Source organism: Sphaerisporangium sp. NPDC051011, from assembly GCF_040653595.1.
Taxonomy (GTDB): domain Bacteria; phylum Actinomycetota; class Actinomycetes; order Streptosporangiales; family Streptosporangiaceae; genus Sphaerisporangium.
The window spans coordinates 97815-116148 of the sequence record NZ_JBFAGG010000018.1 but is presented as its reverse complement, the minus strand read 5'-3'; the positions used below and the strand labels follow the sequence as shown (position 1 = coordinate 116148).

The 18334-nt window shown below is 72.0% G+C and carries 19 protein-coding genes; 13 read left to right on the top strand and 6 right to left on the bottom strand.

Annotation, left to right across the window (positions count from 1 at the left end; all coding sequences use genetic code 11):
* Positions 1-39 precede the first annotated feature (39 nt).
* On the bottom strand, positions 40-651 hold the full coding sequence (locus AB0H21_RS33410; RefSeq protein ID WP_358524822.1) for a hypothetical protein: 612 nt from the start codon (positions 649-651) through the stop codon (positions 40-42).
* A gap of 484 nt (positions 652-1135) precedes the next feature.
* On the opposite strand from AB0H21_RS33410, the gene cutA reads away from it, so the two are divergent.
* The 12 genes from cutA to AB0H21_RS33350 all read left to right on the top strand — a co-directional run bounded on the left by cutA (position 1136) and on the right by AB0H21_RS33350 (position 12673).
* Entirely contained in the window at positions 1136-1480 is a 345-nt protein-coding gene (gene cutA, locus AB0H21_RS33405; RefSeq protein WP_358524819.1) for a divalent-cation tolerance protein CutA, read from the top strand.
* A gap of 408 nt (positions 1481-1888) precedes the next feature.
* Positions 1889-2590 carry a hypothetical protein gene (locus AB0H21_RS33400; RefSeq protein ID WP_358524817.1) on the top strand — a complete coding sequence of 234 codons (702 nt, stop codon included), beginning with the start codon at positions 1889-1891 and terminating at the stop codon, positions 2588-2590.
* 1 nt (position 2591) lies between these two features.
* Positions 2592-3404, top strand: a complete 813-nt coding sequence (locus tag AB0H21_RS33395; protein WP_358524815.1) for a hypothetical protein — start codon at positions 2592-2594, stop codon at positions 3402-3404.
* A gap of 34 nt (positions 3405-3438) precedes the next feature.
* The gene (locus AB0H21_RS33390; protein ID WP_358524813.1) at positions 3439-4746 is read left to right on the top strand and encodes an ATPase, T2SS/T4P/T4SS family; all 1308 of its coding nucleotides are present in this window, start codon (positions 3439-3441) and stop codon (positions 4744-4746) included.
* Positions 4743-5654 carry a type II secretion system F family protein gene (locus AB0H21_RS33385; protein ID WP_358524810.1) on the top strand — a complete coding sequence of 304 codons (912 nt, stop codon included), beginning with the start codon at positions 4743-4745 and terminating at the stop codon, positions 5652-5654. Before AB0H21_RS33390 ends, AB0H21_RS33385 begins: the two co-directional genes overlap by 4 nt.
* On the top strand, positions 5647-6573 hold the full coding sequence (locus AB0H21_RS33380) for a type II secretion system protein (protein WP_358524808.1): 927 nt from the start codon (positions 5647-5649) through the stop codon (positions 6571-6573). Before AB0H21_RS33385 ends, AB0H21_RS33380 begins: the two co-directional genes overlap by 8 nt.
* Positions 6574-6807 carry a hypothetical protein gene (locus tag AB0H21_RS33375; protein WP_358524805.1) on the top strand — a complete coding sequence of 78 codons (234 nt, stop codon included), beginning with the start codon at positions 6574-6576 and terminating at the stop codon, positions 6805-6807. It begins immediately after the preceding gene.
* Positions 6808-6917: 110 nt separating this feature from the next.
* A complete protein-coding gene (locus AB0H21_RS33370; RefSeq protein WP_358524803.1) occupies positions 6918-7283 on the top strand; it encodes a TadE/TadG family type IV pilus assembly protein in 366 nt (121 codons plus the stop codon).
* Positions 7280-7852, top strand: a complete 573-nt coding sequence (locus tag AB0H21_RS33365; RefSeq protein WP_358524800.1) for a pilus assembly protein TadG-related protein — start codon at positions 7280-7282, stop codon at positions 7850-7852. The genes AB0H21_RS33370 and AB0H21_RS33365 overlap by 4 nt, the downstream gene beginning before the upstream one ends.
* Before the next feature lie 70 nt (positions 7853-7922).
* Positions 7923-10913, top strand: a complete 2991-nt coding sequence (locus AB0H21_RS33360; RefSeq protein ID WP_358524798.1) for a bacterial transcriptional activator domain-containing protein — start codon at positions 7923-7925, stop codon at positions 10911-10913.
* 132 nt (positions 10914-11045) lie between these two features.
* Positions 11046-11729 carry a hypothetical protein gene (locus AB0H21_RS33355; RefSeq protein ID WP_358524795.1) on the top strand — a complete coding sequence of 228 codons (684 nt, stop codon included), beginning with the start codon at positions 11046-11048 and terminating at the stop codon, positions 11727-11729.
* Positions 11726-12673, top strand: a complete 948-nt coding sequence (locus AB0H21_RS33350; RefSeq protein ID WP_358524792.1) for a hypothetical protein — start codon at positions 11726-11728, stop codon at positions 12671-12673. Before AB0H21_RS33355 ends, AB0H21_RS33350 begins: the two co-directional genes overlap by 4 nt.
* A gap of 69 nt (positions 12674-12742) precedes the next feature.
* On the opposite strand, the gene AB0H21_RS33345 is transcribed toward AB0H21_RS33350, so the two are convergent.
* Positions 12743-13678 carry a hypothetical protein gene (locus AB0H21_RS33345; protein ID WP_358524789.1) on the bottom strand — a complete coding sequence of 312 codons (936 nt, stop codon included), beginning with the start codon at positions 13676-13678 and terminating at the stop codon, positions 12743-12745.
* A 273-nt stretch (positions 13679-13951) separates the two neighbouring features.
* Between AB0H21_RS33345 and AB0H21_RS33340 the strand changes: the two genes are divergently transcribed.
* Positions 13952-14419 (top strand): NUDIX domain-containing protein, encoded by a 468-nt coding sequence (locus AB0H21_RS33340; protein WP_358524786.1) that lies wholly within the window; start codon positions 13952-13954, stop codon positions 14417-14419.
* Between the two features lie 140 nt (positions 14420-14559).
* On the opposite strand, the gene AB0H21_RS33335 is transcribed toward AB0H21_RS33340, so the two are convergent.
* From AB0H21_RS33335 to AB0H21_RS33320, 4 genes are all read right to left on the bottom strand, one after another.
* On the bottom strand, positions 14560-15066 hold the full coding sequence (locus AB0H21_RS33335; RefSeq protein WP_358524784.1) for a methylated-DNA--[protein]-cysteine S-methyltransferase: 507 nt from the start codon (positions 15064-15066) through the stop codon (positions 14560-14562).
* On the bottom strand, positions 15063-16676 hold the full coding sequence (locus tag AB0H21_RS33330) for an AlkA N-terminal domain-containing protein (RefSeq protein WP_358524781.1): 1614 nt from the start codon (positions 16674-16676) through the stop codon (positions 15063-15065). Before AB0H21_RS33330 ends, AB0H21_RS33335 begins: the two co-directional genes overlap by 4 nt.
* Positions 16677-17073: 397 nt before the next feature.
* Entirely contained in the window at positions 17074-18021 is a 948-nt protein-coding gene (locus tag AB0H21_RS33325) for an NYN domain-containing protein (RefSeq protein WP_358524778.1), read from the bottom strand.
* 104 nt (positions 18022-18125) lie between these two features.
* On the bottom strand, positions 18126-18329 hold the full coding sequence (locus AB0H21_RS33320; RefSeq protein WP_358524776.1) for an acyl-CoA carboxylase subunit epsilon: 204 nt from the start codon (positions 18327-18329) through the stop codon (positions 18126-18128).
* Positions 18330-18334 lie beyond the last annotated feature (5 nt).

Genomic DNA, 18334 nt, shown 5'->3' with positions numbered 1-18334 from the left:
GGAGGTTTACGCCAACCAGACCCGCGGGTGCCCGTTCTCCTACTTCTCCACTTTCTTGCCATCTGGGTGGATGAGATACCACTTGCCCCCGAAATCGGTCTTGCCCTGGCCGTTGAAGTCTCCGGCCGCCTTGTCGCCGCTGTAGTAGTACAGCGGGTGCTTGTCGTAGGTGACCTGCTTGTCGCCCTGCGGGAGCGTGGTGGTGCCGAGCAGGCTCTCCTTGACCCCGTCGCCCGCCCGCGGCTTCTCACGGGTGACCATCGGCGGCCAGGCGGTGGCGCAGGCGCCGGTGCAGCTGGGCGTGCCGCCGGTGTCCTTTTCGAACACGTAGAGCGCCCTGCCGTGCTCGCCCACCAGGACCTTGCCGTACTTGGAGTCGGCGACCTTGACCTTGGCGTGCTCGGGCGTGGGCATGGGGCTCATCGACTCTGTGCCGGTGGGCGACGCCCCGGGCGAGGCCGTGGGGGACCCCGTGGGAGAGGCTCCCGGGTAGCCGGGGTAGCCGGTCTCCGTACCGGTCGGGGACGGGGACTCCGTGGCGTTCGCCGCCGCGTTGCTGTAACTCGTCGTGGGCGTGGCGGAATTGCCGCATGCGCCCACCAGCAGGACGGTTGTGGCCAGCCCGACGCCGGACGTCAGGATTCTGTTCATGACCCCCTCCTTCTCACGTGCTCCGCACCTGCGTGCCGAGACGGACATATGCACCTGTCGAGGGGGGACGTAGCTATCGTTCCCGCCATAACGGGTTTCAGCACATCCGTCTGGTTTCGACTGGTCTCGTACTCAAAGACCGATACGAAAAGACCGCTAGCCTGGGTGGTTACCCGGCGTTTGTGGGGGCGTGCCGGCTCCGGGGCGCCCTCATCGGCGCGAACGTGGAGAGCGCCGTGAACGCAGGTCCCGTTCACCTGGAGGTCGGATGCCGCCCCTCGTCCACAGCCATGTGGAAATCGTCGCTCGCCTGTGGATAACTCTGTGGGCGGTGGAGAGCTGGGCGGGCTAAACCGGATATCTATCTATATTTCGGGCAGGACTAGTCACATAACTAGCCTGCGGGGCTGTGGACGAAGATGTGGACAACGCTGTGCACATCCGGCCGGCAAAGTGTCCGGCCGGTTAACGCGAAGGGGCGCTCATGCCGGAATACGTGCAGGTCCAGGTCGCGGTGGACGACCGCGCCACGGCGGCCGCGCTCGCACGGTCGGCGGTCGAGGCCAGGCTCGCCGCCTGCGCCCAGATCGTCGGCCCGATGACCAGCGTCTACCGCTGGAAAGGCGAGATCGAGACGGCCGAGGAGTTCCTGTTGCTCGTCAAGACGACGCGCGAGCGCTCCGGCGAACTCACCGAGCACATTCGGCGGGGGCATCCGTACGAGACCCCGGAGATCATCGCGCTTCCCATCGAGGGCGGGCTCGGCGCGTACCTCCGGTGGATCGGCGAGGAAACGGCGCCCGTCCCCGCAGAACCCCGGGAACCGTAGGAAGAGGTCCCGTCCCGAGAACGGTTAAGATGCGGGTTCGCGGGGAACAGGCACCAGGCGCGATAGTGACGCCTGCTGCGAGCGTTACGGCCGATACAAAGGGGAATATAGGCGCAAATTTCGACGCGATCAGTGTCACGGGAGCGCTGAGACCATTGACCCTCCCATTGACACGCCAATCCATAGTGGATGAGCATGGGTCCGGTTTCTAACCCTGAGCTTGGTGCAAGCTGCACGCGATGGTACGAGAATTTCGGGCCATAACCGAAGATCCCCCGTCATAACATATCCGTGACCATGCCGTTCCGCCCCGTGGTCATGCGGTTCGTCTCGATCGGCCCAGAGTTGATCGATATCAGCGCATGGTGCGGGCGTCGGCCCGGTCCCTGATTCGGGAGCCCCCCACCCATGAGGATCAGCGAGAAACCCGACCGCGACAGCCGTGCGCCCGTCAACGCGGAGCGCCCGGGGTCGCCGGGCGCGCTGTCGGGCCCCGCGTCCCGCAAGCTCCCCGTGCCGCCCCGCGAGCGCAAGCCCGCCCTCGCGGCCCTTGCCCTGCTGCTCGTCCTCGGCGGCGCCCTCGCCACCACCCTGCTCGTCGTGCGCAGCGGCGACCGCGTCACGGCCATCCGCATCACCCAGCAGATCGGCCCTGGCCAGCCGATCATCCCCGCGGCGATGGAAGAGGTCCAGATCGCCGACACCGGCATCGCCTACGTCGACTACCGCCACCGCGACGAGGTCGCCGCCACCTTCGCCCGCGTCACCCTGCTGCCGGGCACCCTGCTCACCGAGGCGATGGTCAGCAGGGACAGCGAGCAGAGCGGCCCCGGCAAGGTCACCCTCGGCCTCGCGCTCAAGCCCGGCCAGATGCCGATCGGCCTCCAGCGCGGCGACCACGTCCAGGTGCTGTACGTCCCCGGCTCGGGCAGGGGCACCACGCAGGGCAAGGTGCTCGCCCCGAGCGCGCTCGTCGAGAACGTGGGCTCCAGCGAGACCAGCAGCACGGGCCTGGTGTCGATCATCGTCGACTCCTCGGTCTCGCCCACCGTCGCCATGTACGCCTCCAGCGGCGAGATCGCCCTGGGCAAGCTCGCGGGCACGGGCTGAGGTGGCGCTCATCGCCCTCGCCGCCGACAAGGGAGCCCCCGGCGTGACGACCGCCGCCACCGCCCTCGGCGCGGTCTGGCCCCGGCCGGTGCTCCTCGCCGAGTGCGACCCCTCCGGCGGCGACCTCGTCTACCGCCTGCCCGGCATGGACGGCGCCGTCCTCAACCCGTCCCGGGGCCTGCTGAGCCTGGGCGCGACGGCCCGGCGCGGCCTTCGCCCCGAGCAGATCCACGAGCACACCCAGAAGCTCGTCGGCGGCCTCGACGTCCTCACCGGGCTCACCAACGGCGAGCAGGCCGCCGGGCTGACCTGGCTGTGGGGGCCGCTCGGCCGGGCGCTCGCCGCGCTGCCGCAGGCCGACGTCCTCGCCGACCTCGGCAGGCTCGGCGCCCACCCGCAGATGAACGAGCTGATCGCCGAGGCCGAGCTGACGCTGCTGTTCACCAGGCCGAGCCTCGACCACGTGGCACACCTGCGCGAGCGGCTCATGCTGATCACCGGGCAGGTCGGCGTGGTCGTGATCGCCGAGCCCCGGTCCTACCGCGCGTCGATCGACGAGGTGCGGCGCATCGTCGCCGCGACCAGCAAGGAGGTCGCGTTCGTGGGAGGCCTCGCGTACGACCCCAAGGGCGCCGAGCTGCTGCGCGGTCAGTGGGGCGGCCGCCTGGACCGCTCCCTGCTGATCCGCACGGCCCGCGAGCTGGCCGGACGCCTGGCCGCCCGCGTCGCCCCCGGCCGTACGCCGGCCCCCGGCCGCACGCCGCCTCCGTCCGGCGACGTGCCGCGCCCGCGGACGGGAGGGCTGTCGAGATGACCGTGACCGCATCGACGGGGGAGGAGGCGAGCGGGTGAGCATCGACCACACGCTGGTGAAGCGGTTCCGGCAGGAGGTCGGCGACCGGCTCGCGCACCAGCGCCGCGTGGACCAGGCGAGCGGCCTCGCGCCCATGTCGGGCGAGGACGAGCGCCAGTTCGCGCGGGCGCTGATCTCCCAGGTGCTGGAGGAGCACGCCCGCAACGAGATCGGCTCGGGCCGCACCCCGCCCACCGCCGAGGAGGAAGAGGCCCTCGCGGCGGGCATCCACGCCGCGCTGTTCGGCGTCGGCAGGCTCCAGCCTCTGCTGGACGACCCCGAGGTCGAGAACATCGACGTCAACGGCTGTGACCGCGTGTTCGTCGGGTACGCCGACGGCCAGGAGCTCATGCACGACCCGGTGGCCGACTCCGACGAGGAGCTGATCGAGCTCATCCAGATCCTCGCCGCCTACAGCGGCCTGTCCAGCCGGGCTTTCGACACCGCCAACCCGCAGCTCGACCTGCGCCTGCCCGACGGCTCACGCCTCTCGGCGGTGATGGACGTCACGGTGCGCCCCGCCGTGTCCATCCGCCGGGCGCGCCTCGGCAAGGTCTTCCTCAGCGACCTGGTCGGCAACGGCACGCTCACCCCCGAGCTCGGCCGCTTCCTGTCGGCCGCCGTGGCCGCCAGGAAGAACATCATGATCGCCGGCTCCACCAACGCCGGGAAGACCACGCTGCTGCGGGCCCTCGCCAACGAGATCCCGCCGCACGAGCGGCTGATCACCGTCGAGCGCGCCCTGGAACTGGGCCTGGACCAGTTCCCCGAGCTCCACCCCAACGTGGTCGCCTTCGAGCACCGCCTGCCCAACTCCGAGGGCCAGGGCGAGATCACCATGGCCGAGCTCGTCCGCCGCTCGCTGCGCATGAACCCCAGCCGGGTGATCGTCGGCGAGGTCCTCGGCGACGAGATCGTCACGATGCTGAACGCGATGACCCAGGGCAACGACGGCTCGCTGTCGACCATCCACGCGAACTCCTCGATCGAGGTGTTCAACCGCATCGCGACCTACGCCCTGCAGGCCGAGGAGCGGCTGCCCATCGAGGCCACCCACATGCTGATCGCGGGCGCCATCGACTTCGTCGTGTTCATCGAGAAGCGCAACGACTACCACCAGGGCGGCCGCCTGCGCCGGTACGTCGCCAGCGTCCGCGAGGTCGCGGGCGTCGACGGGCGGGTGCTCTCCTCGGAGGTCTTCGCCCCCGGCCCGGACGGCCACGCCGTGCCGCTCGCGCCGATCGCCTGCCTGAACGACCTCATCGACCACGGCTACGACCCGACCATGGGGGGCTGGCCGTGATCCCGCTGCCCGTAGCGCTGTTCGACTGGCTGGCCCTGCTGGCCGGGGCTGCCGTCGGCGGGGGCCTGTTCCTGCTCGGCCTAGCCCTGTACGGCGTCCGTCCCCGGCCCGCCACCCCCGACCGCGGCGCGCGCCGCCGCGAGCTCGTGCGCAGGCTCTCCACCCGCTCGGCGGTCGCCACCATCACCGGCGGCCTGGTGCTCGTCGTCACCCGGTGGCCGGTCATGGCGGCGGGCGCGGTGCTGCTCGTCCTCGCCTGGCGGGGCCTCACCGGCGGCGCGGCCGAGGAACGCTCGGCCATGAGCCGCCTCGAAGGGCTCGCGGCCTGGACCGAATCGCTCAGGGACACCATCGCCGGGGCCGCGGGCCTGGAACAGGCGATCCCGTCCTCGATCAGGGCGGCGGCGCCGACCCTGCGTCCCCACCTGCGCTCTATGGTCGACCGCCTGCACACCCGCATGCCCCTGGCCGACGCGCTGCGCCTGTTCGCCGACGAGCTGGACGACCCGTCCGCCGACCTGGTGATCGCCGCGCTGATCCTCAACGCCAAGCTGCGCGGCCCCGGCCTTCGTGAGGTGCTCGGCGCGCTCGCCGTCTCGGCCCGCGAGGAGCTGGACATGCGCCGCCGCGTCGAGGCCGAGCGCAGGTCGACGCGCCGCAGCGTCCAGATCGTGGTCGGCACGGCGATCGCCTTCGCCGGGCTGCTCGTGGTCTTCAACCGCTCCTACGTCGAGGAGTACAACACGCTGCTCGGGCAGGCCGTGCTGGTCGTCGTGGCCGCGCTGTTCGGCGCGGGGTTCGCCTGGATGCGGAGGCTCGCCCGCTTCGACAAGCCGGCCCGGCTGCTCGGCCCGGCCACGAGCGCCCCCGTGGAGCGCGAGCCGGTGCCGGGAGGCGCCCGTGGTTGAGAACATCCTGGCGGGCGCGGCTGTGGGCCTCGGCCTGTTCCTGCTGTTCCGGGCCCTGTTCCCGCCCCGCCCCGGCCTGGTGGCCCGCCTGCTCGCGCTGGACTCGGTGCGCGAGGGCGACGACGCGTTCCGGCTCCAGCTCATCAGCCCGGACGAGAACGTCAGCGCGTTCCGGCGCGGCCTCGGCGTGCGGCTCGCGCAGTTCTACGCCGCCCGCGGCTGGGAGGTCCGCTCCGTCCGCGCCGACCTGACGCTGCTCGGCCGCTCCTTCGAGGGGTACCTCGCCACCAAGGTGCTGCTCGCGGTCGCCGGGCTGCTGTCCTTCCCGGTCCTGGTGGGCTGGCTGGCGCTGATCGGCTGGTCGATCTCGCTCCAGGTGCCGCTGTGGGCCGCCCTGCTGGTCGCCGTGGTGTTCTTCTTCCTGCCCGACCTGCAGATACGCCGGGACGCCGCCGTGCGCAGGCGCGACTTCCGGCACGCCGTCGGCGCCTTCCTCGACCTGGTGTCGATGAACCTCGCCGGAGGCAGGGGCGTGCCCGAGGCGCTGCTGATGGCGGTCTCGGTCGGCGACGGCGGCGGCACGTCCAACTGGGCGATGGCCCGTATTCGCGAGGCGCTCGGCAACGCCAGGATCGTCGGCATCACCCCCTGGCAGGCGCTCGGCCAGCTCGGCGACGAGATCAACGTCGACGAGCTGCGCGACCTGTCGGCTGCGCTCGGGCTGGTGGCCGACGACGGCGCCAAGGTCCGGACCTCGCTCACCGCCCGCGCGGCGACCATGCGGCGGCGCGAACTCGCCGAGGTCGAGGGGCAGGCCGGCGAGCGGTCCCAGTCCATGCTGGTCGCCCAGCTCCTGCTCTGCGCGGGATTCGTGGTCTTTCTCAGTTTTCCGGCAGCGATGAAGATGTTGGGGGCATAGATGCTCACTCCACCGTGGCTCGAATACCTGGTCGCCGTGCTGCACGTGCGGGTCGACCGGGCCAGGAACGCCCCCTCGCGCGGAGCCTCCGCCGTCGAGTGGGTGATCATCACAGCGATCATCGCGGGCGTGGCCCTCGGGCTCGCCACGTTGATCAAGACTCTGGTCACCCAGAAGCAGAACGAGATCCAGAGCAACTTCGGCGGGGGCGGCGGTACCGGCGGAAAGCCGTGACCGTACGCGTCCGCCGGGATCGCGCCTCACCGGTCGCCTGTGTCTCACACGTCGCTCGGGTCCCATGGGTCCGCCGGTATCGCCGGACGGGTCCGGACGACCGGGGCTCGATGGCGGTCGAGGCCGTCATGCTCGCCCCCGTCTTCCTGCTCTTCCTGATGTTCCTCGTCGGCGCGGGCCGCGTCGTGGAGGCGCAGGGCGAGGTCAACGGCGCAGCCAGGGACGCCGCGCGCGCCGCCTCGGTGCAGCGCACGATGAGCGCGGCGTCGGGGGCGGCGGCCGAGGCGGCGAAGGCGGCGCTCGGCGGCCAGTGCCGTCCGGACGTGAGCCTGGCGGGCAGCGACTGGAACGAGGGCGGCACCGTCCGCGCGACGGTGATCTGCGAGCTGCGCCTGGACTTCCTCGGGTTCGGCGCGATCAAGCAGGTGAAGGGCACGTCCGTCGCGCCGCTGGAGCTGTTCCGGAGGGTCGGATGAGACCCCTCCGGGGCGACCACGGCTCGGTGCCGGTGTCCGCCGACTGTGGCTCGATGTCGGCCTCCGCCGACGGCGGCTCGATGTCGGCCTCCGCCGACGGCGGCTCGATGTCGGCCTCCGCCGACGGCGGCTCGATGTCGGCCTCCGCCGACGGCGGCTCGATGTCGGTGTTCACCGTGCTGTTCTCGGTGGTGGTCTTCATGCTGGCCGGGCTGCTGGTGGACGGCGGGGCCGCGATCAACGCGCGGCTGCGCGCGTCCGACATCGCCGAGCAGGCGGCACGGGCGGCGGCCGACCAGATCGACGTCGAGAACCTGCGCGCGACCGGCACCGTCCGCCTGCTCGCGGACGAGGGCGCGGTGTGCGGCAAGGCCCGCCAGATCGTGGCCGCCCACGGCGACTCCGGCGTCCGGCTCACACGCTGCCAGACGGGCGCGGGGCAGGCGCAGGTCGACGTCGCGGTGAGCGTCCGCTGGAACGCGATCTTCCTGTCGGCGCTCGGCTTCCCCGGGTCGGAGATGTCCGGCGTCGCCATCGCGGGCCCCGACCCCGGCGACCAGCCGCCGTGACCGCGCCGTCCGTCATGGGCGGACGCCGCGAAAGAGGCTCGAAGGACCGGGGGACGAGGGAGGAAGAGGGATGAGCGCGTCACGCAGGCCCCCGTCGCGTACGCCGTCCAGGGGGATCACTCCGGCGCCGGTCGCGCGCATCCGGCCGCGCCGCACGCCCGGCGACGTGATCGTCGGTATCGGGGCGCTCATCGTCCTGGCCGCGCTCATGGGCGGCGTCCCCTACGCCCTCCTGCGCTACGCCGGCCCGCCGCTGCCCCCCGAGCTGCTGAGCGGCGACCTGCTCACCCGGCAGATCGGCACCGGCACGGCCATCGCCATCTTGATCCTGCTCGTCTGGCTGACCTGGTTCCAGCTCGTGATCTGCGTGATCGTCGAGGTGTACGCCGGGATCCGCAGGATCGGCATGCCCGCCCGCGTCCCCTTCTCCGGCGGGCCGCAGGCGCTGGCCAACCGGCTGGTCTCGGCCGCGCTCATGCTCTTCACGGTGTCCGCCGCCGCCGTCCCGCTCACCGCCTTCTCGTCCGCGCCCCCTCCGGCGAGGCCGACGGTGGTCGCGTCCGCCCTGCACGGCCCGGCGAGCACGGACGCTTCGACGGCCACCACCCTCGACTCCCTGGAAGCGGTGCGCCAGGTCAAGAAGGTGTACGTCGTCCAGCCGCCGCACGGGCGTCACCACGAGAGCCTGTGGGAGATCGCCGACAAATGCCTCGGCGACGGGCGCCGCTATCCGGAGATCTACCGGCTCAACCAGCACAAGACCCAGCCGGACGGCACCCGCCTGCAGATGGCCGACCTGATCAGGCCCGGCTGGGTGCTCGACATGCCGGACGACGCGCGGGGCGTCCACGTCGTGCCGGTGGACGAGACCCGCGAGGCCACGCTCAAACGCCACGCCGGCGAGCCGGTCGAGGCCGACGGCCGCACGCAGTTCGTCGTCCAGGACGCCGGGAGCCGTCAGGCGGGCGGCACGGACGTCTCACGCGACCGCCTGGGCACGGTGGACCGGCAGTCCGGCGCCGAGGAGGGGACGACCGAGGCCGGCCGGGACGCCGGGCAGGAGACGAAGAAGATCTCCACCCCGCCCTCCCCGCTGCCGGGCCGCGTCTACCACCTGCCCCCGCAGAAGGGGACGGGCGCGACGGCGGTCCCGTCCGTCAAGAACGCCACCGCCAAGCCCGAGCAGATCGACCGGCCCCAGAAGCCCGAGACCCAGGACACCGGCGGCGGTCTGGACCTCATCGACTACCTGGCCGGGGGGTCGCTGGCGGCGGCCGGCCTGCTCGCCGCGCTCGGGCGCCGCCGCCGCGAGCAGCTCTGGAACCGCGCGTTCGGCCGCCGTATCGCCCGTCCGCGCGGGGACGCCGCCGGGGCCGAGGTGGCGCTGCGCCTGGGTTCGGACGCGCCCGGCAGCCGCATGCTGGACAACGGCCTGCGCCTGCTCGGCAAGCTGCTGGCCGAGCAGGGCCGCGTCCCGCCGACCGTCTACGCCGTCCACCTGTCCGCCCGGGGCCTCGACCTGTGGGTCCACCCGCCGGAGCCGGACGCGCCCGAGCCCTGGGAGGCGCACGACGGTGGCCGTACCTGGCGGCTGCTCGCCCACGAGGGGCGCGGCATCGACGAGCACGCCCTGGCCGACGCCCCCGCCCCGTACCCGGGCCTGGTGTCGCTGGGGGTGACCGACTCGGGCCGCGTGCTGGTCGACCTGGAGGCCGCGCACGGCGTCATCGCCGTCACCGGGCACCGCGTCCGCGACGCGCTGGCCGCGCTGGCCGTCGAGCTGGTCACCAACCGCTGGTCGGACCGGATGCGCGTCACGCTCGTCGGCTTCGGCCGCGACCTGTCCATGATCGCCCCGGAGCGGGTGCGCGTCGTGGGCACCCTCGCCGAGGCGCTGCCCGAGCTGGAGGCCCAGGCCGAGGAGGTCGCCGCGTCGGGCGACGGCGTGCTGACCGGCCGGGTCCACGCGCGGGCCGCCGACCCCGCGTGGCCGCCCCATTTCCTGCTGTCCGTGATCGCGCCCGACCCCGACGAGGCCGGCCGCCTGGCCCGCCTCGGCCGCGTGGGCACGCGCATGGCCGCGGGGTACGTCGTCGCGGGCGACGTCCCGCACCCCACGTGGACGTGGGAGATCACCGACGACGGCAAGGCGAAGGTCGACGCGCTCGGCGTCACGGTCGCCGCCCAGTTGCTGCCCCGGCGGCACTACGACGCGGTGATCGAGCTGTTCCGCACGGCCGAGCGCCGCGACGGCGAGCCGGTGCGCGAGGAGGAGGTGCCGCAGGAGTTCACGACCTCCCCCTCGATCAACGTGCGCATCCTCGGGCCCGTCGAGATCGGCCCGCTGCCGCCGCTGGAGGAGGGCAGGGCCGAGCTGGCGTCCGAGTTGGTGGTGTACCTGGCCACGCACCCGGCCGGCGTCCACCCGGTCGTCCTCGGCGGAATCCTGTGGCCGCGCGGCGTGCAGTCCGTCGTCCGCGACGCCACGATCGCCCGCGTCGCCGACTGGCTGGGCACCGACAGCGAGGGCAGACCCAACCTCAGGACCGACGACACCGGACGGCTCCGGCTCGGGCCTGAGGTGCGGTCCGACTGGCAGCTCTTCCGCGAGCTGGTCCGCCGCTCCCACAACGATCCGGGCGCGCGGGCCGTGCTGCTGGAACGGGCGCTGGGCCTGGTCCGCGGGCCGCTGCTCAACAGCAGGCCGCGGGGACGGTACGCGTGGCTGGCGGCCGACGAGCTGGAGTACGAGGTGGCCGCGAGCGTGGCGGACGCCGCGCACCGGCTGTGCGAGGTGCGGCTGGCGCACGGCGACCCCGACGCCGCCGTGGCCGCCGTCCGCGCGGGGCTGCTGCTTGCGGCCGACGACGAAGGGCTGTGGCGCGACCTGCTGAGGTCCGCGCACGCCACCGGGGACCCGCTCAAGCTGCGCGCGGTCGTGGACGGGCTGCACCGCCGGGCCGCCTCGCATCCCTACGGCGGCGGGATGGCTCCGGAGACGGAGGCGCTCATCGACGAGCTCCTGCCGTCCTGGCGGCTGCATTCGATGCCGAGCGCGTGAGCCATGCGGGAGCGAACGGTGCGGGAAAGGGCGAAGGTGGCGGTGCTCGTGGGACGCGATGATTCCGGCGAGTCATGCCGATACCCGCAAAACGGTGGTTGGGGCGGGCGGGGCGTGGTTAGCGTCGCGGGTATGCGGATGCGGGTCGCCCTCGCCGCCGTCGCGCTGCTCGCCACGGGCTGCGCGGCCGGCGCGGAGCGTCCGTTCACTCCCGGCGGTTCGTCCGGCGCCGCGCCCGCGCCGGGAGCCACCTCGGACGTCTCATCGGGAGCGGGTGTCGTCACGCCCGGAGCCCCGAAGGCCCTGTCCACCGCGGGCGCCGAGACGGTCGACGTCGCCCTCGGCCTGTCGGTGTCGATCGAGTGGCCCGCCGGCCTGGACTCCGCGCGGCAGGCCATGGTCAGATCCTTCACCGACGGCTACGTCGGCGCGTGGCGGGCCGTCACCACCGGCGGCGAGGACAAGTCCTACCTCGACGGCGTCGAGGACGAGGCCGCCCGCGACGCCTACACCTGGGTGCGCGGCTTCCTGAACCGCGGCGAGTCCGCCACCGGGACCGCCAAGTTGTACGCCCTGCGGGTCGCCTCGGTCGTCGGCCGGGGCGCGGAGGTCGACGCGTGCGTCGACGAGTCCGGCCTCCAGGTCACCGGCACCGACGGGCGGCCCGTCACCACCCAGCCGTCCTGGACCCGGCCGCCCGCCGCGATCTACCTCCAGGTCGCCGCCCTGCGCAGGGGCGACGACGGAGCCTGGCGCACCAGGGCCTTCATGCACGCCGCCTACCCCCATCAGCGCGCTAAGGAGTGCCGCCGATGAGAACACTGATCGCCGTGGCGCTCGCCGCCGCGCTGAGCCCTTTCATCCAGGCCGCCGCCTACGGGGACGACGGAGGGCCGAAGGGCACGGGATTCCAGGACGGCCGGACCAGCGGCGTCGTCCTCCTGCACTCCAAGATCGTCGTGAGCGGTGACGGCCTCGGCGGCAAGGGCGACGGCTATCGAGTGAAACGTCCCTGCTGGTACGAGCCCGGCGACGACGCCGACGCGATGCTGAAGAAGCAGCAGGACGTCGACGTCTACTGGCGCCACGTCAACCCGAACGCCAGCGAGCAGGACCACAAGAAGCACATGGAGCAGTTCGCGGACAAGGTGGGCCAGGACGGCCGGTGGTGGACGCCCGCCTTCAACGCGGCCGACCCCGACGGGCTCGCGTGCTGGTCCGGGCTGCAGGGCGCCGTGTGGGTGCCCGCGGGCGGCACGCCGCCGGGCGGGATCACCCTGGAGGAGCTGTACCAGATCGCGCGCGCGGCGCTGACCGTCCCCGAGCCCAAGATCCAGCTCAGCCCGAACGTCAAGAGCTACGTCAACCTGCCCACCTGGGTGTGGCTGACCGGCATCGGCGCCCCCACCCGCTCGGTGACCGCGGAACTGCCCGGCATCATGTCCGCCACCGTCACCGCGAACCTGAGCAGGGTGACCATCGACCCCGGCACGACCTCCGACCGCGCCGAGGTCAAGGAGGACTGCGGCCCCACCGGCCACCCGTACGTCAAGGGCGGCGCCTTCTCCTGCGGCGTCCGCTACCTCCGCGCCTCCGCCGACCAGCCCCGCAGGACGTACACCCTGCAGGTCACCACCGTCTGGACGGTGACGGCCGCCGCGGCCGGCTTCGCCTACGCCCCCGTCCAGGTGGCAGCCGCCAGGGACGTCCCGGTCGGCGAGGTCCAGAGCATCGTCCGCGACACTCCCCGCAACTCCTGATCGGACTCCTTGCCGGGCCCGCCGAGGCGCGCGGGCGGCTCTGCCCGGCGCCCCGGTGGGACCGCGCCCCTACGGGCGGTAGGTGTTGCGCGTGTAGTTCAGGCTGTAGGTGCCCAGGTTGGCGAAGTACTTGGAGATCAGGTACGCGGGGTCGGTGGCGATGACGCCGGGCTGCAGGTCGCTGCCGTCGTCCATGTCGTCCCAGGCCCACGGCGCGTGGGCGGCGTTCGCACGGCCGTTGTCGCCCGCGAACGTGCCCCAGGACGCGTAGGGCTGGGGGTCGAAGCGGCGGTCCCACAGGCCGCCCGCGCCGAAGATGTCGACCAGGCGGTAGGCGACCGATCGGTCGTTGCCGCCGGACGGCACCTGGCCGTCCCCGCGGCTCGGGTAGTAGACGATGCCGTCGCCGCCGGGGAAGCCGCCGCCGTTCCACGCCTTGTAGCCGTGGCCCTTGGCCTCCTGGAAGCCGGTCGGATGCGGCTGGCCGTCCCAATTCTGCATGATCAGGGTGCCGTCGATGTTCTCGCGGCCGTTGGTGAACGGGCTGCCCGGCGGCGTGTAGGAGTAGAAGTTGTCGTGGGACAGCGTGACCATCGCCTGGAGCACGCCGTACGGGCTGCCGTCCTTCCTGACCGTGAGCAGCAGCCCTTCCATGTCGTTCTCGTGCGGGCCGAGCGTCTTCCAGTCGCGCGGGTGGAAGAAGGCGTACGTGATGAACCAGTGGGTGTCGGTTTCTACCACCGAGTAGTAGACCGTGCCGACGAGCCGGGAGACGTTCGCGTCGAGGTTCTCCCAGTTGTTGCGCGTGTTCCAGTCTCCGTCGTAGTCCACCGGGGCCAGATAGTCGGCCGTGTACTTGGACGACGCGCTGTCCTGGTAGTGGATGGGGGCCCATCGGTACGCGAGGTCCGCGTCGCCGGCCGCGGCGTCCGCCGTCCCTGTGATGCCGATCACCGCGATGGCCGATACCGCGAGGACGAGTGAGGCGAGCTTGCGTCGGAGCATGCCGAATCTCCCGTGACTAGGGGGTTTGGTCCGGGTCACGGTGAACGTAAATCGGGAAATCCATGCTGAAAAGAGCGGCGACGACCCTTCACGCGGAGATCATGGTCCCGTCACGACACGTTCGGCCCCGGGTCCGGGACGGGTCCGGCGCTTGGCCCGGGTGCTCGCGGGCCGATGTCCGGAAACAGGGTCCGCTCCGGGGCCTCCGTGCCAGGATCATGGGTCATGCCGCGCCGGCGGCATGTCGCCCGGTACTTTTGCGGAGGAACCCGCGTGAAGCAGCTCATCGCACGACTCTGGCGAGCCCTGGCGGGCCCGCTTCAGTGGCGACTGCTCTGGCTGCGCCACGCCACGTTCATGGTCGGTGTGACGGGAATCGTGCGGGACGCCGACGGGAACGTGCTGCTCCTCAAGCACCGGCTCTGGCCGGAGGGCCGCCAGTGGGGCCTGCCCACCGGCTACGCCGAAAAGGGCGAGACCTTCGAGGACACCATCGTCCGCGAGGTCCGCGAGAAGACCGGCCTCGACGTCCAGGTCGGCCGCCTCGCCCACCTCACGAGCGGGTACGAACCGCGCGTCGAGATCGCCTACGAGGCCCGCGTGACCGGGGGAACGCTGCGCGTCGACTCCCTGGAGATCCTGGAAGCCCGCTGGTTCACCCCCGACACCCTCCCCGAAGGCCTCCAGGAGAGCCACCGCCCGCTGATCCGGCCTGTGACCGTCCGAGACGGTCAGGCATAGAGGTTGCGGGTCACTCCGTGACCAGTGAATGAGCGCTCACTCCGTCGTGGTGGCCGTCCCTCCACGTCGGCGACGTTCTCGAGGCGTATCAGCGCCGCTGCCTGCTCGGTGACGGTCTCGCCGGGGCGGTGGCCACGCCGTCACAGGGCCTTCTCGTGGCCGAGGAGCCATTCCTTCACGTGCGGGCCGTAGTAGTAGCCGCCGAAGCCGCCCGCCTGCGGCAGCACGCGGTGGCAGGGGACGAAGGGGGCGATCAGGTTCTGCGCGCAGGCGCCTCCCGCCGCGCGGGCCGCCGTCTTCGGCATGCCGGCGCGCTCGGCCAGCTCGGCGTAGGACACGGTCGTCCCCGGCGGGACGGCGCGCAGGGCGGTCAGAAGGCGCTGGCGGCGGGGCGTGCCCGGCTGTTCGGCCTCCACGCCGTCGAGCGCGAACAGGTCTCCGTCGAGGTAGTCCCGCACGGCCTGGGCCGGCTTGCCGAGGTCGTCCACGACGTTCAGGGGGAGAGCCCTGAGCGCCGGGGAGAGCCGGGCGAACATCTCGAGGGGCGCGCCGGTGAAGCCGGCCGCGACCAGCACGCCGCCGTGCGTGAGCAGCGACAACGGGCCGATCGGGGTGGGCAGGACCTGCGCGTCGATCGTCTCGGTCATAGGGTGCTCCAGAGGTAGAGAGCGGCGTACGCCCGCCAGGGGCGCCACCGTTCGACGTCGTGTTCGGTGATGTCGAGCGCCTTCATCGCCTTGCGCAGGGCGAGATCGCCCGAGGGCCAGGCGTCCGGGTCGCGCAGGGCGCGCATCACGATGTAACCAGTGGTCCACGGGCCGATTCCCGGGATCTCCATCAACCGCGCCGCCGTCTCGGCCGGGTCGGCGCCTCCGTCCAGGTGGATCTCACCCTTGGCCGTCCTCTCGGCGAGGATCCTGAGTGTCTCGACACGCCGCCCGGTCATGCCGAGACCGGTGAGATCCGCCCCGGCGAGCTGCCCGGCGGTGGGGAAGAGCAGGTACGGCCGCCCGCCGTCCACCTCGGGCGCACCCGTGGCACCACGTCCGTCACGGCCGGCGGGGACGGAGGCGTCCGGTGGGGCAGGTTCGGCGGGGGCTCCAGCGCGGGATGCGATGCGGCCGAGGAGGGTTCTGGCGCCCGCCACGGACACCTGCTGGCCCACCACCGCGCGGACGGCCAGCTCGAAACCGTCGAAGGCACCGGGGACGCGCAGCCCGGGACGGGCTTCGACGAGCGGACGCAGCATGGTGGTCCTGAGCGCGTCGGCGATGGCGTCGGGGTCGGTGTCCAGGTCGAGCAGGCGGCGGCAGCGGGAGACGATCCTGGCGAGGTGACGGGTGTCGTCCAGCGTCACCGACAGGTCGATGTGGCCGTCGGCGGGCGTCAGCGTGATGATGCCCCCGGGGACGGCGCGGCGGTAGACCGTGGAGGTCGCCTGCTCGACGCCCGGGATCGCCCGCGCCGCGAGGAACCCGAGCAGGTTGCCGGCGTCGTACGGCTTGCGGTGGTTGAGCCGGAGGGTCAGCGCCGCCGGGGTGCCCTGCGCGAGCGCCCTTACGTCCACCCGGGTACGGGGGGCGGAGGTGGGTGGCCGGCCGCGAGGGTCCGCCGGAGGTGACAGGGCGGGGTCGCCGGTCGGAGGAGGAGGGCCGGCGGGCTTTCCGGCCGGCCGGGTACGAGGTCCGGACGACTTGCGGAGGTCGCTGGGGGCGAAGCCGTAGGCATCCTTCATCGTGGCGTTGAACTGGCGGACGCTGCCGAAGCCCGCCGCGAAGGCGACATCGCTGATCGACAGGGACGTCTCGGTCAGAAGCTGCTTGGCCAGCAGGAGCCGTCGCGTCCTCGCCACAGCCAGCGGCCCCGCGCCGAGGCGTGCCGTGAAGAGGCGCAGAAGGTGGCGCTCGGTCACGTGCAACCGCCCCGCGAGCCCGGCGACGCCGTACTCGTCGGCCACGCCGTCGTCGATCAGCCGAAGCGCCCGCCCGACCAGGTCGGCGGCGACGTCCCAGCCGGGGTCGCCGGGGCTGAGCTCGGGGCGGCAGCGGCGGCACGGGCGGAACCCGGCGGCCTCGGCGGAGGCGGCGTGCCGGTAGAAGCGGACGTTCTGCCGGGCTGGTGTACGCGCGGGGCAGACGGGCCTGCAGTAGATGCCCGTCGACGTGACGGCCGTGTAGAACCGCCCGTCGAACCTGGTGTCCCGGGCGCTGACCGCCCGGTAACAGGAGTCGAAGTCGAGCGTCTGATGGGGTGTCACACCCTCACGCTATGCCCCGCCGAAGGCGAGTCACTGGCGGAATTCGGACCTCACCATCTCCCGCCGTGCGCCCATGAAGCGATCTTCCATCGGTGGGGTGACCAGACGATGCCGAGAGGGATGCACCACGCGTACAGGATGATCTAGCGGAAATCAGACACATCCGTTGGGCGTGGTTGCCGGTGGGCCGCCGTTATGGGCGCCGTGTTCGCCGGCCTACGTCCCACCGCGTCGGCGCCTGTGAGAACGAGCCCCACGGAGGGGAAATGAGCGAGCCCCTACTGGGGATGTGGTGAGGCCGGTGCTGGGGGGAGGCATGGTGAGGCAAGTGATGACATATCCATGCGGAGGCGATGGGGGGAGAAAGGGACCGGCTGCGGTTTTGGGGCGCGGGTGGTTACTTGGTGGAGATGCCGACTCCCAGGTCGAATTCTCGGTAGACGCGGGCCCAGAAGCCGTCGCGGAGCCAGACGCGGGCCTCGGGGTACGGGCGCAGGGAGTGGCCCAGTTCCTTTTCGGCCTCGATGAGTAGTTCGGTGTCGATGACGGTCGGCAGGAGTGGGCCGGGAAGCAGGTCGCGGATGTTGTCGCGGCCGCGGGTGAGTATCCACTTCTGCGCGACGTGCTCGCCGACCTCCTCGACCCTCGGGCGGCTCGGGCCGAGCTTGGTGACCTGGCCGGGGTGCTTGACGGCGGGCTTGGCGCTGATCGGCGTGCGTCCGGCGAAGACCTGGGCGGGCGAGGGCGGGGAGGGCGCCGCGGCGGGGACGACCTGGGCGGCGCGGCTGAAGTAGGGGCGCAGGAAGTCGGCGCCCAGTTCCTCGACGGTGTCGGACTCCCATACGAGCCGTTCGGCCTGATTCGTTCCATACGGGGGCTCGACACCCCACAGGTGGATGCGCACGCCGAAGGTCTGCGCGGCCTCGACGGCGGGCACCATGTCCTCGTCCCCGGCGATGAGGACGGTGTCGCTCACCGCGTGGTGGCGGGCCAGCGCCTCGAGGTCGCTGCGGATCTGCGCGTCGACGCCCTTCTGCTGCCCCCGGGCGTTCAGGTTGCCGAGGCGGACCTTCACCCAGGGAAGCTGGGCGATGACCCGCTGGTCGACGGTGGGCACGCGGTCGCGGGCGGCGTCGTACCAGTAGACGCGGAGGAGCTCACCGGGGATGCGCTCCATGGCATGCTTCTTGAGTGCCTGGATGAGCTCGTCGGCGGAGACGCGGTATTCTTTGCGCTCTTTGGCGCCCAAGAGGACCTCGCCCGCGGCCGCGTAGAGGTAGCCGACATCCACGAGTACGGCGTATTTGGCCGCCACTGGATGCGGTGTGAGGTCCGGGATTGCCATGCTCTCCTCCAGGGCCTCTGACTCAGGCGATGATCGGCTGACTATATTCCCCCATTTCTAGATAGTCCCAACTCTTGGCTCGCTTGACACCCACTTCCGAAGATCTAATGAGGTCGTGAGCTCGCTCGCCACGCCCCCGCCCCTGCGAAGAGTGGTGTTCTCATCAGGTGTGCAGGGTTACGCCACGAAGCTGGCTTTTGGGCGGGTTGCGGGGGAGTTGCCGCCCTTGTCGCCACCGCGATGACCAGCGCGGCGAGTTCCTCCGGCGTGGCCGCCCCGTGCACGACCCTCAGATACGGCTGAGCCATGGACC

Excerpts from the sequence above, each read along its gene's own strand:
- AB0H21_RS33320 (WP_358524776.1), bottom strand. The coding sequence starts at position 18,329 with ATGGCTCAGCCGTATCTGAGGGTCGTGCACGGGGCGGCCACGCCGGAG.
- AB0H21_RS33410 (WP_358524822.1), bottom strand. The coding sequence starts at position 651 with ATGAACAGAATCCTGACGTCCGGCGTCGGGCTGGCCACAACCGTCCTG.
- AB0H21_RS33350 (WP_358524792.1), top strand. The coding sequence starts at position 11,726 with ATGAGAACACTGATCGCCGTGGCGCTCGCCGCCGCGCTGAGCCCTTTC.
- AB0H21_RS33355 (WP_358524795.1), top strand. The coding sequence starts at position 11,046 with ATGCGGATGCGGGTCGCCCTCGCCGCCGTCGCGCTGCTCGCCACGGGC.
- cutA (WP_358524819.1), top strand. The coding sequence starts at position 1,136 with ATGCCGGAATACGTGCAGGTCCAGGTCGCGGTGGACGACCGCGCCACG.
- AB0H21_RS33375 (WP_358524805.1), top strand. The coding sequence starts at position 6,574 with ATGCTCACTCCACCGTGGCTCGAATACCTGGTCGCCGTGCTGCACGTG.
- AB0H21_RS33370 (WP_358524803.1), top strand. The coding sequence starts at position 6,918 with ATGGCGGTCGAGGCCGTCATGCTCGCCCCCGTCTTCCTGCTCTTCCTG.
- AB0H21_RS33345 (WP_358524789.1), bottom strand. The coding sequence starts at position 13,678 with ATGCTCCGACGCAAGCTCGCCTCACTCGTCCTCGCGGTATCGGCCATC.
- AB0H21_RS33335 (WP_358524784.1), bottom strand. The coding sequence starts at position 15,066 with ATGACCGAGACGATCGACGCGCAGGTCCTGCCCACCCCGATCGGCCCG.
- AB0H21_RS33325 (WP_358524778.1), bottom strand. The coding sequence starts at position 18,021 with ATGGCAATCCCGGACCTCACACCGCATCCAGTGGCGGCCAAATACGCC.
- AB0H21_RS33360 (WP_358524798.1), top strand. The coding sequence starts at position 7,923 with ATGAGCGCGTCACGCAGGCCCCCGTCGCGTACGCCGTCCAGGGGGATC.
- AB0H21_RS33365 (WP_358524800.1), top strand. The coding sequence starts at position 7,280 with ATGAGACCCCTCCGGGGCGACCACGGCTCGGTGCCGGTGTCCGCCGAC.
- AB0H21_RS33400 (WP_358524817.1), top strand. The coding sequence starts at position 1,889 with ATGAGGATCAGCGAGAAACCCGACCGCGACAGCCGTGCGCCCGTCAAC.